Here is an 11,944-nt window from a genome sequence, read left to right as displayed (position 1 = left end):
CATCCACAAGTGACAGCCGAAACCGTCTTTTACCTCTGAACCATGCGGTTCAAAGGATTATTCGGTATTAGCCCCGGTTTCCCGGAGTTATCCCGATCTTGTGGGTAGGTTACCCACGTGTTACTCACCCGTCCGCCGCTCATTCCACAACAATCACCCCGAAGGGATCATGTTGCTTCCTGCGCTCGACTTGCATGTATTAGGCACGCCGCCAGCGTTCGTCCTGAGCCAGGATCAAACTCTCCATAAAAGTGTTTGAACTAGCTTGTTAAAAAATCAATTAAAATTGAATTGACGTACATGGCGTTTGTTCAGTTTTCAAAGTTCAATGTGTTGTTTGTCAGCTTCGTTTTGAAGCGACTTTTACATCTTATCATTTCGCGATTTCGATGTCAACAACTTTTTTAAATTCTTTTAATTTCTTTCGTTGCCGTTTGTTTCCTCTTTCGAAAACAGCGACTTAATTAATTTAACATTTCTTATCGTTTTCGTCAATAAGTTTTTATAACTTTTTTAACTCGATGAAATGTAAGCTCGCTAGCAACTAATTGTGTTGCCGTTTCAGCGACAATTAATAATTTAACACGGGGGCAGCTTACAGGTCAACACTTTTGTTAACTTTTTTTGATTTTCATAGTGAAAAGGTTCAACAGACGATTAATCCAGAGCTGTGACATCGGGCTACACCCCTACAGGAATAGGAACTTCTATATATAGAAAGAACATAGAAGGACTCTTTCCACACAATAGAAGAAAGAGTCCTTCACCAATCTATTTAACCTGATATTGACGATGGAAGATCCCTTTCCCCTTCGTTTCAACTTGAGCAACTGCAATGACTTCCTTATCAACTAAATAATCAAGGAATGCTCCTAAATCAAGTGCGAAGGGTTGAACTTCTGGATGTACCATTAATTCTCCATACGACCATGGCCCTGCTTTATCCTTCATAATATCAACTAAATGTTTCGCACACGTATGAGTACGTTTATTAATAGCCATCTCAGTAGCAAGTAGCATGAGCTGTACCCGTTTGTCCAAGGTCTCATCGCTTTGGGTAAGTTCTTGGAACAATTTATATACTTCAGGGTCAATTCGCTTTACTTGATTCCAGACGACCACTTCAGGATGGAAGCCTTTCTCGATTACAGCGAGACGCGCTAAGTACTGCAAAGAGTGCATCATATTTGTATAGGCATCCAAATAGTGCCCAGAGTCGTATAAGTCACGGCATTCGCGATGAGTGCGGATGAGTTTCGCAAATTCGATTGCTTTCTTCAAGTCGCGTTTATCTGCTGGAAAGACACGAAGTTCTTCCTTAAGATTTGCTACGTAATCATTTCGGTCGAACACGACTCTACCTTCGACTACCCATTCTACCGCTCTACGATACGAGCTCGTATCAATCCAATAATTCAATTGCTTCTCATCTACTACGTGAAGCGCAGCATTCTTCCCGTTAAACTCGTAATGCTTCACAAACCAAGGTTGCTCTCCATTCCGAACGATAATAAGCAGAATGACATCAAAATTGTCAGTCGTAGGGTCAATCTCTTTGTCTGTTTCAATAATCAAAACGCCTAACGTATCTGGTTGACTAGCCCGTTCTTGATAAATCGGGCGCAACAAATCTTCCATTAGTCTTTCCCCCATTACATTGATATTCTTCATTTTCGACATATTCATGCAAAATCCTTTTTCCATTGTCATCCAATCATTCGTGAATGTGCTATACTCGATGTGAAAGACATATAGGAGGGACAATGGTGAGTGTTAAGTATTCAAACAAAATCAATAAGGTCCGCACATTTGCGCTTAGCTTAGTATTTGTCGGGTTCGGGGTCATGTATATTGGTTTGTTTTTCCGAGAGACAGCTTGGCTTATGGGGTTATTTATGATTCTAGGGATGTTGTCCGTAGGTCTTAGTACAGTGGTTTATTTCTGGATAGGGATGTTGTCAACAAAGACCGTCCAAGTCATCTGTCCAAACTGCGAGAAACCTACAAAGTTACTCGGCCGAGTTGATGCATGCATGCATTGCAAAGAGCCGCTAACGCTTGATAAGAATTTAGAAGGTAAAGAATTTGATGAACGTTACAATTCGAAAAAGTACCGTGAGCCGTCACAGTAGCCACGGCATAAGACTAGTCTTATGACACAAAAAGAAGCCTCTTTCTTCCGTTAAGAAAGAGGCTTCTATATTCAATCATACAATTTACACGTAGTAAACCTATTAATGAGAAGTTTTACAGTCGGAACAAGTTCCGTACACTTCCATACGGTGATTGCGTACTTCAAATCCAGTTACTTGTTCAGCTAATGACTCCACTTCATCTAAAGAAGGGTAATGGAAATCGACTATCTTTCCACAGTGGTCACAGATCACGTGATAGTGTTCTGTTGTGTTGAAGTCGAAGCGACTAGAGGAATCTCCATACGTCAACTCGCGAACAAGTCCAATCTCCTTGAAGACACGAAGATTGTTATAGACTGTGGCGACACTCATGTTTGGAAACTTTCCTTCAAGCGCTTTGTAAATATCATCAGCTGTCGGATGGATCATTGCATTAATGAGATATTCAAGCACCGCATGACGTTGTGGGGTAATACGGACGTTAGATCCCTTTAGTGTGTCTAATGCTTCTTGCAATTTATGTTCAGACACCGTCATGCACCTCGCTTTCAATAGATGTTCTTAATAAACAATATTATTACTTTATAATCCTTATAATTAGTTTAACCTGTCTACTTTAAATTTGTCAACACAAATACCTTGACTTCAAGCTATACATCTGTTTTAAGAGGCAACTCTTCTCCACCTAGTTGAGCATTCACATAGCGTGCTGCAACAAATAGGAAGTCGGACAAGCGATTTAAATAGGAAATCACTAACTCATTCTCCAAGTCACCGATTGCAACACTTAGTCGTTCCGCTCTTCTAACCACGGTACGTGCAACATGCAAGGTACTCGATGCTTCATGACCTGAGGGCAAGATAAATTGCTGCAGCTGTGGCAAGGATTCATCCCACTCATCAATCTTTGCTTCTAGTTCGTCGATATGCTCGGATGTCACTTGCCATTTTACTTTCTTGCCTTTAGGAGTAGCAAGCTCTGCACCGACATGGAATAATATGGTCTGAATGCGATGTAACGTTTCAAGCGTATCTTCCTTTGCAAGGAAATCCTCTTTCTGCAAATAACTTAAAGACAAGCCAATCATGCTATTGGCTTCATCACAAGTTCCATAGGCATCTACCCGCACGTCATTCTTAGGAACACGATCGCCATAAATAAGCGAAGTCTCCCCTTTGTCTCCGGATTTCGTATAAATCTTCATCTTAATACCCCCTATTCCAATCGTAGACATTCTGGTAATCTCCTTCTTCATTTAAGAAGACATCTAGGTTGTGCTTAAAGATTTCAAAGGCTCTTGGCTGATATTGAGGGGAAACCCCTGAATGGTGTGGGGTAACCGTTACTCTTTCCATACTCCAGAATGGATGGGCTGCCGGAAGAGGTTCTTGCTCGAATACATCAAGGATGGCATAGGCAATTTGCCTTTGATGCAATGCATCCATTAATACAGTATCCTGAACTACGTCACCTCTACCCATGTTCAAGAAGATTGCATCGTCTTTCATCTTCTTAAAAGAAGATTCCGTAAATAAATACCGCGTTTCTTTCGTACTTGGCAGTATGGACACTACAATATCTGCTTCAGATAAATACTCATCCAAATCATCTACTCGGCCATTCACATCCATATACTCCTTCTTCGTTCCTGAACGAGAGATGCCAATGGTCTTAATACGGAAAGCTTTCGCTAATCTTCCCAGTTCCTGCCCGATTGCCCCAGCTCCGACAATCAGCATCGTGCGACCAGTTAGTTCGTTCATCCTCAACGATTTCCCCCATTTGTGGGCTTTCTCATATTCTATAATCGTCTTCGATTCTCGATACGTTTGGAGGAGCATTCCAATCGCGTACTCTGCCATTGGAATAGCATGAATTCCTCTGGCATTTGTCACCATGATCTTTCTTGCTTCAATCTCTTTAAACGGCATCTTATCCATTCCAGCCGATAGCACCATAATCCACTTTAGAAGAGGGGCCGCTTTAATATGTTCAGGCGTAACGTCTTCTCCATATGTAATGAATAGATCTGCACGGGATAAATAAGCTTCAGCCTCTTCCATCGACTCACAGAATTGAAACGTGACCATTGGGTATTTCTCTACTAATTCAGCTTGTATCCTACTCTGTACTTTACACGTTGTTACAGCTAACATATTCCACACCCCATCTTTACAATATAAAAAGAGCACGAATGACATCATTCGTGCCAAGTCCGACTACACAAAGGGGAGAGATACGTTTCGTCTATCAGCATCTTGTGATGCGATACTGTACTATACGCATGCCCTACACCTTCTGTATAGTTTGCTACCCAACCAGAACCAATTCAGGCTTGTCTCTATTTGGATAGGTTCTCTCTAATGTACGTTAATGCTTCTTCCACATGGTCTTTCACCTTAACTTTGCGGTATTCTTTCGCTACTGTTCCTTCCTTATCAATGATGAAAGTTGAACGTTCAATCCCCATATACTCTTTACCAAAGTTCTTCTTCAGTTTCCATACATCATAGGCTTCTGCCACTGCATGGTCTTCATCAGCTAATAAGACAAACGGCAGCTCATGCTTATCAATAAATTTCTTGTGACGCTCCACAGGATCCGGGCTTACTCCAAGAATGACCGCATCTAATTCCTTAAAGCTCTCATGATGGTCTCTGAAGTCACACGCTTCCGTAGTACACCCTGGCGTCATGTCTTTCGGATAGAAATAAAGAACGATATGCTTCCCTTTATAGTCAGATAGTTTAACGGTTTCGCCGTTAGAGGCTTTCAATTCAAAGTTTGGTGCTGCTTCTCCAATCATACTCATGAGCAATCCCTCCAATTATTCTTCTCTATTTAGCATAACCAACAGAGGAGAAAGAGACAACTCACGAGTCGTCCGTTCTGCTTGTCTGAATATAGTGCACGAAGAACGATGCGGGTAGAATGTAACCGACCATCGCCTCCCCCATAGCGAGGTAACGTCCAAGACCAATTGGTGTTATATCCCCATACCCTACTGTCATTAACGTGACACCGCTAAAGTAAATGGCATGTCCAAGTCTTTCGATTGCAGGTGCCTCATGCAACAAATTCCCTTCCAATAAAACGATTCCCTCCGAGCCAAGTATGTAATACATAAGCCCAAAGCCAATCATACAGTTTAAATAGACAGTCAAAAGCGTATAGAAGTGGGTGAATGAGAAGGCTCGAAACTCACATTTACTTGGCTTCAACCATTGATAGAGACTTGCCAACAACAAGAGAGCAATCACAACCATGAATGTAATGCCCATACCATCCCCCCTCCTACAGTGTACGAAGGAGACATTCACAAAAGAACTCCCCACACAGATGAACGAGCGAGGTTTCTCCATGCTACACGCTGTTACGAATATGTTAAGATGTACGAGGAATTGATTAAGGAGGACCGATACATGAACATTGATACATCTATAGAGTTATATAAAGAAGCGAATACACACATTCTAGGCGGAGTGAACTCCCCATCCCGTGCTTATAAAGGTGTTGGAGGAGGCACACCAGTCTTTATGGACACGGCCAAAGGCGCATACTTTTGGGATGTAGACGGGAATAAATACATCGATTATTTAGCTGCCTACGGACCAATCATCACCGGGCACGCTCACCCTCACATTACAGACGCGATTACAAGAGCAGCTCAGAACGGCGTCCTATATGGCACCCCTACGAAGATGGAGAATCAATTTGCCAAGATGATTAAAGAAGCCATTCCATCTATCGAGAAACTGCGCTTCGTCAACTCTGGTACTGAGGCAGTTATGACGACCATCCGCGTCGCACGCGCCTACACAAACCGCACGAAGATGATTAAATTTACTGGCTGCTACCACGGTCATTCTGATGCTGTTCTCGTAGAAGCAGGTTCAGGTCCGGCAACACTTGGCACTCCAGACTCTGCTGGAATTCCAGAGACAGTGGCACAGGAAATGATCACTGTACCTTTTAATGATATCGAAGCGTTCAAAGAAGCCATGGACAAATTCGGCGATGAAGTAGCAGGTGTAATGGTTGAACCAATCGTCGGGAACTTTGGAATTGTTGAACCATTACCAGGTTTCCTACAAGAAGTGAAGAACATCACCCATGAACACGGCGGATTGCTTATCTTTGATGAAGTGATCACAGCATTCCGATTCCATTATGGAAGTGCACAAGACCTCGTTTCGGTTGAACCAGATATGACAGCACTTGGGAAGATTATCGGAGGCGGCCTTCCTATCGGTGCATATGGCGGGCGTGTAGATATCATGGAACAAGTCGCTCCACTAGGACCTGCCTATCAAGCTGGCACGATGGCAGGAAACCCTGCTTCCATCTCAGCAGGAATCGCTTGTCTTGAAGTGTTAAAGGAAGAAGGAACGTACGACAGGCTAGACCAATTAGGTCGCATGCTTGAAGAAGGGATTCAAAAGCACGCAGAGACTTATCAACTCCCTGTTAGCATCAATCGCCTTAAAGGAGCCCTAACGGTTTACTTCACAACAGAAACCGTTACAAACTACGAGCAAGCTGACCAATCCGACGGAGAGATGTTTGCGAAGTTCTTCCACCTTATGCTTGAACAAGGCATCAATCTCGCACCTTCTAAATTCGAGGCTTGGTTCCTAACCATTTCTCATACAGAAGAAGACATTAAAGAAACGCTTGAAGCTGTTGAACAGTCATTCGCAGCCCTCGCTAAAGAACAAGCATAGTCTATTCACTAAATATATAAAATTTTCTGAAAAATTATTGTCATAGGTCATTGCCTATGCTATACTAACCATAGTTTAGGATTAGTACATGAATATGTACGCTTTCATTTCTTACCCCTTTTACAGTTCTCATGTTCAGGGAACTCCCTTCTCTGACGCGAGAGACTCATTGGACCGTTGCGAATAAGCAACGGTTTCTTTTTTTGTGCAAAACTATAGAATACGAATTGGGTGAACAGGCATAGAATGAAGCTGTTGCATGTTTCCGCGCGCAGTGAAACAGGTTATAGTAAAAACATATGGTATGTTCCAATAGAATACGATATAATCATTTCATTTGAATATGTAGAGAGGGTTTTGTTATGAAAGTAGGAGCAAGGATGCTAAAGACAGGGTTAGCAGTTGCGCTCGCTCTATACGTAGCGTCTCTTATTGGCGCAAGTTCTGTGTTCGCAGGCGTCGCAGCACTCTTCTCGATTCAGCCTTCCATTTATCGTTCTTACCAGTCCATCGTCGAACAAGTACAGGCCAATATAATTGGAGCGTTAAGCGCGTTCATCGTCGTACTTACACTCGGGAATGACCCATTTATCATCGGATTCACAATGGTCATTGTAATCGGGGTCTGCATCCGCTTTAACTTAAATGAAAATACAATTCTGCTTGCACTCGTAGCCGTAATCGCCATCATGGAAACAACAGACATGCCATTCTTGCAGTTTACAGGGATTCGTTTCACAGCATTGATGCTTGGTGTATTCGCTTCCTTTATCGTCAACTTGTTCTTCTTGCCTCCAAAGTACGAGACGAAATTGTTCCAGAAGCTTGAGAAGACAACTGAGGAAGTACTTCAATGGCTCCGAGTGACAACAAGACATATGAACGACCGTCCTTCCTTGAATGAAGAAATCGATCGACTCCAACAAGAGATTGTCACCATTGATCACACGTATTCACTCTATAAGGAAGAACGAAACTACTTCAAGAAAGCACGTTACCAAAAAGCCAGAAAGCTCATTGTATTTAGACGAATGACGCTTACATTGAAAGATTCATTTGATGTTCTTAAATCATTCTCCCGTCTAGAGAAAGAAATGGACAGGATCCCACCGGAATTCAGGAAAGTACTCGTTGAAGAGTTAGATGAAGTCATCCATAGTCATGAGAAGATGATGCTCACCATTATGGGCAGAATCCGCGTCGGACAAAAAGATGAACAACAAATCATCTCTGAACCAGACATACCGAAGCTTGTAGATTCGTTAATTGACCTATACGAAGACCAACCTAAGAACGAAGATAAACTCATGCTGCTCCCATTAGCCACAAAGCTAATGGACTACCATCGACAGCTACAGAAATTTAAACGCATCACATTCGTCTACCAGAACCATCACCCTGATGAAAGAATCAAGACGAAATAATCCTTCGTCCTAGAGTAGCGAAGATTATTCTTCATTAATAAAAGACCCAATCCACTTCGATTGGGTCTTTTTAGTTTGTGAAGAGAACCCTTCTTCATCTCTACAATTTGAAAGAAGACAATACCAATCCACTTCTGGTCCACCCAATATCGCAAGAAGGGGCGGGGGACTGCGAGACTCCAGTGGGAGCAAGAGCCTAGGTGAGATCCCGCAGGGCACGTCCTTCGCCCGAGGAAGCTCACCAGCTCCCCACCGGAAAGAGAGTGGTTCCCCGACCTTTCTTCTATATAAAGTCAACAAGTTTACGGATGTCATATCAACCCCTAGATGGAGTGAAGGCAAAACTAACCCTTTCCGGTCCACTCAATATCGCAAGAAGGGGCGGGGGACTGCGAGACTCCAGTAGGAGCAAGAGCCTAGGTGAGATCCCGCAGGGCACGCCCTTCACCCGAGGAAGCTCACCAGCTCCCCACCGGAAAGCGAGTGGTTTCCCGATCCTTCTTCTTCTATATAAAGTCAACAAGTTTACGGATGTCATATCAATCCCTAGATGGAGTGAAGGCAAAACTAACCTTTTCTGGTCCACCCAATATCGCAAGAAGGGGCGGGGGACTGCGAGACTCCAGTGGGAGCAAGAGCTTAGGTGAGATCCCGCAGGGCACGCCCTTCGCCCGAGGAAGCTCACCAGCTCCCCACCGGAAAGCGAGTAGTCCCCTGACCCTTCTTCTTCTTCTATATAAAGTCAACAAGTTTACGGATGTCATATCAATCCCTAGATGGAGTGAAGACAAAACTACTCCAACTCTGGTCCACTCAATATCGCAAGAAGGGGCAGGGGACTGCGAGACTCCAGTGGGAGCAAGAGCCTAGGTGAGATCCCGCAGGGCATGCCTTTTGCCCGAGGAAGCTCACCAGCTCCCCACCGGAAAGCGAGTGGTTCCCCGCCCCTTCTTCATCTATATACAGCCAGCAGGAATACGGAGGTCTTCCCAACTTATATACAAAAACGCCTAGAGTTTTAAACCCTAGGCGTTTGTCTAAAAGCTATATTTCTTACCGCTCAATCATCTGCTTGTCATCCGTAGCCAACTCTTGAACCTGGAACAAATCATAATACTGACCCTTGATTGCCATCAACTCATTGTGACTTCCCACTTCTTTAATCTCACCATTTTGCATAAGCACAATGCGGTCCGCATGTGTAATGGTTGATAATCGGTGAGCCACGATAAAGGTCGTTCGATCGTGAGCCAGTTTCTCAAGCGCTTCTTGAATTAAATGCTCACTCTCTAAATCAAGTGCAGATGTGGCCTCATCCAAAATGAGCAGCGGTGGATTTTTCAAGAATACGCGTGCAATGGCGACACGCTGCTTCTGTCCACCTGACAACTTAATGCCTCGCTCTCCAACGAGCGTATCATAACCATCTGACAACTCCATGATAAAGTCATGAGCGTTGGCTGCCTTAGCTGCTTCAATGACTTGTTCACGCGTCGCCTCTGGATTTCCCATCTTAATATTTGTTTCTACTGAATCACTAAAGAGAATGTTGTCCTGGAGCACCATTCCTACTTTGTCGCGCAGGCTTCTTGCTTCCATATCACGGATGTCCATTCCATCAATCTTAATTGATCCTTTCGTGACATCATAGAACCTAGGGATTAAGCTGATTAGGGTTGATTTCCCTCCACCACTCATCCCAACTAATGCAATGGTCTCCCCTTTAACCACATCGAGTGATACGTTGTGCAGAACTTCTGCATCTTCTTCATCGTATTGGAACGACACATTCTGGAACTTTACATCCCCATGTACGTTTTCAATATGTTTCGCGTGCTTCTTATCGACAATGTCATAATCCTCATCCATAAATTCAAATACCCGGTCCATAGAAGCAATGGACTGAATAAGTGTGGTGGACGAGTTCACTAATCTTCGAAGCGGGGAGTAGACTCTTTCCATGTAAGCATAAAAGGCCGTCATCGTCCCGATGGAAATATCCCCTTGAATAACGAGCAATCCTGACACCCCAATTAAAATCAATGGAGCCAAATCAGTAATGGTCGTTGTCACCATAAACGTCTTTGCGTTCCAACTCGTATGCTGAACGGCTTTATTGAGGAAGTTCGCATTCTTCTTATCGAACTTATCTTGCTCATACTCCTCTAATGCAAAGCTTCGTACAACCGGCATACCAGCCACACGCTCATGCAAATGTCCTTGCACTTCTGCAAGCGCCTGGGAGCGGTCTCGCGTATATTGACGGAGTCTTCCGAAGAAGAACCAGACCGCAAATCCATATACAGGGAACAATGCAATGGACACAAGCGTCAACTTCACGTTCAGCGTAAACATAATGGATAGCGCGATTATAATTGTAATACTATCAAGCCAAATGTTCATAAGCCCGGTTAATATAAAGTTCTTCGTTTGCTCCACGTCGTTAATAATACGCGAAATGATCTCGCCCGTTTTCGTCTTCGAGTAATACCGAAGCGATAACCGTTGAACGTGATCGAATAGTTTATTACGGATATCGTATAAGATCTTGTTTGCTGTCCATTGAGCTAAATATTGACGGTAATATTCAATCGGCGGTCGTAATACAACAAATACAAACAACGCCCCTCCCATAATCCATGCCAATTCATTAATTTGTTGAGATTGTGGAATCTCTGCATTCACAACGTTATCAATGACATATTTAAGAATTAAGGGTAGTAGCAATGGAATTCCAAATTTAAAGATCCCAATTAGAATCGTCAGTACAATCTTCCACTTGTATGGAGAGACGAATTTGATATACCGCTTCATACTGTTCATAGCTGCTTCACCTCTCAATCTGCCTCTACTTATGAAGTTTGAATTCCTTTATAAAGCGTGTCTCTAAGTACATAGGGAGAAGAGTAAAACCTACCCCTGTTTCAGAAGATCGTTATGTGAGAATTCCTGTAAAACAATAGAAAAAGCCTGTTGAATCAACAGGCTCCCTAAGATAGGTACGTTAAGTAACGTTCATACCACTGGTCGATAAAATCACCAGAAAATGGGCCTTTTCTTTGCCGGATCCATCGAATGAGATGGTTCAGGTTGTTCTTGAGAATCTGATCCAGCACGTGAGGATAATTCATCTCTTGACGATGCTGGTCATATTCATCCTCGTCCAAAATGACGTAGGTCATATCTGGATAAACCTTCACATCAAGGTCATAATCAATATATTTGAGTGCTTCATCATCGTAGACATAAGGCGAACTCACATTACAGTAATAGTATACGCCATCTGTTCTTATCATACCGATGATATTGAACCAATATTTGGAGTGGAAATAACAAATCGCCGGCTCCCGCGTAATCCACGTTCGCCCATCACTCTCAACGACTTTTGTCTTATCATTTGCCCCAATGACCACATTCTGCGTACCCTTTAATATCATTGTTTGATCCCATATCCGATGGAGCTGACCATTGTGCTTATAACTATGAATTTGAATCTCCTGACCTGGTCGTGGGACAGACATCGAATCTCCCTTTCTAAAGAAAACACCATACTCATATCTTCTCCCCATTATAACGAGAAAAAAGACGAAATGCCAAACAAAAGCGTAGGGGGCTGTCCAGGCACGGTAGGCATAAGACAAGCAACGTAGTGAGGCGCCC

11 protein-coding genes and 1 rRNA gene are annotated in these 11,944 nt (G+C 43.2%); 3 read left to right on the top strand and 9 right to left on the bottom strand.

All coding sequences use genetic code 11. The features are described 5' to 3' along the window. Window positions 1–250 (bottom strand): 16S ribosomal RNA (locus H513_RS0119300); the annotation flags it as partial. A gap of 521 nt (window positions 251–771) precedes the next feature. Then, entirely contained in the window at window positions 772–1,638 is an 867-nt protein-coding gene (locus tag H513_RS0119295; RefSeq protein ID WP_026802202.1) for a nucleotidyltransferase-like protein, read from the bottom strand. A gap of 125 nt (window positions 1,639–1,763) precedes the next feature. Between H513_RS0119295 and H513_RS0119290 the strand changes: the two genes are divergently transcribed. Continuing rightward, complete coding sequence (locus H513_RS0119290) at window positions 1,764–2,132, top strand: YgzB family protein (RefSeq protein WP_081658358.1); 369 nt, start codon at window positions 1,764–1,766, stop codon at window positions 2,130–2,132. A gap of 102 nt (window positions 2,133–2,234) precedes the next feature. Here H513_RS0119290 and perR read toward each other — a convergent pair whose 3' ends face one another. The 5 genes from perR to H513_RS0119265 form a co-directional block, all read right to left on the bottom strand. After that, window positions 2,235–2,672, bottom strand: a complete 438-nt coding sequence (perR, locus tag H513_RS0119285) for a peroxide-responsive transcriptional repressor PerR (RefSeq protein WP_036770759.1) — start codon at window positions 2,670–2,672, stop codon at window positions 2,235–2,237. 113 nt (window positions 2,673–2,785) lie between these two features. Then, complete coding sequence (locus H513_RS0119280) at window positions 2,786–3,340, bottom strand: cob(I)yrinic acid a,c-diamide adenosyltransferase (RefSeq protein ID WP_026802199.1); 555 nt, start codon at window positions 3,338–3,340, stop codon at window positions 2,786–2,788. 1 nt (window position 3,341) lies between these two features. Further along, window positions 3,342–4,292 (bottom strand): D-2-hydroxyacid dehydrogenase, encoded by a 951-nt coding sequence (locus H513_RS0119275; RefSeq protein ID WP_026802198.1) that lies wholly within the window; start codon window positions 4,290–4,292, stop codon window positions 3,342–3,344. A gap of 185 nt (window positions 4,293–4,477) precedes the next feature. Beyond that, window positions 4,478–4,948: a thioredoxin-dependent thiol peroxidase gene (bcp, locus tag H513_RS0119270; RefSeq protein WP_026802197.1), complete on the bottom strand. Its 471-nt coding sequence runs from the start codon at window positions 4,946–4,948 to the stop codon at window positions 4,478–4,480. A 61-nt stretch (window positions 4,949–5,009) separates the two neighbouring features. Beyond that, on the bottom strand, window positions 5,010–5,417 hold the full coding sequence (locus H513_RS0119265; protein ID WP_026802196.1) for a potassium channel family protein: 408 nt from the start codon (window positions 5,415–5,417) through the stop codon (window positions 5,010–5,012). A gap of 141 nt (window positions 5,418–5,558) precedes the next feature. Here H513_RS0119265 and H513_RS0119260 point away from each other — a divergent pair, with 141 nt between their 5' ends. Together H513_RS0119260 and H513_RS0119255 are read left to right on the top strand one after the other, a co-directional pair. Beyond that, window positions 5,559–6,860 carry a glutamate-1-semialdehyde 2,1-aminomutase gene (locus H513_RS0119260; protein WP_026802195.1) on the top strand — a complete coding sequence of 434 codons (1,302 nt, stop codon included), beginning with the start codon at window positions 5,559–5,561 and terminating at the stop codon, window positions 6,858–6,860. Between the two features lie 362 nt (window positions 6,861–7,222). After that, window positions 7,223–8,284 (top strand): FUSC family protein, encoded by a 1,062-nt coding sequence (locus H513_RS0119255; RefSeq protein ID WP_026802194.1) that lies wholly within the window; start codon window positions 7,223–7,225, stop codon window positions 8,282–8,284. Between the two features lie 1,053 nt (window positions 8,285–9,337). On the opposite strand, the gene H513_RS0119245 is transcribed toward H513_RS0119255, so the two are convergent. Together H513_RS0119245 and ntdP are read right to left on the bottom strand one after the other, a co-directional pair. Next, window positions 9,338–11,107 carry an ABC transporter ATP-binding protein gene (locus tag H513_RS0119245; RefSeq protein WP_026802192.1) on the bottom strand — a complete coding sequence of 590 codons (1,770 nt, stop codon included), beginning with the start codon at window positions 11,105–11,107 and terminating at the stop codon, window positions 9,338–9,340. 167 nt (window positions 11,108–11,274) lie between these two features. Further along, entirely contained in the window at window positions 11,275–11,805 is a 531-nt protein-coding gene (ntdP, locus tag H513_RS0119240; RefSeq protein ID WP_026802191.1) for a nucleoside tri-diphosphate phosphatase, read from the bottom strand. Window positions 11,806–11,944 lie beyond the last annotated feature (139 nt).

It is taken from the genome of Pontibacillus halophilus JSM 076056 = DSM 19796, assembly GCF_000425205.1.
In the GTDB taxonomy this organism is placed as follows: Bacteria; Bacillota; Bacilli; order Bacillales; family BH030062; genus Pontibacillus_A; species Pontibacillus_A halophilus.
Note: the sequence above shows the minus strand (reverse complement) of the source record. Positions and strands in the feature narration are given on the sequence as shown.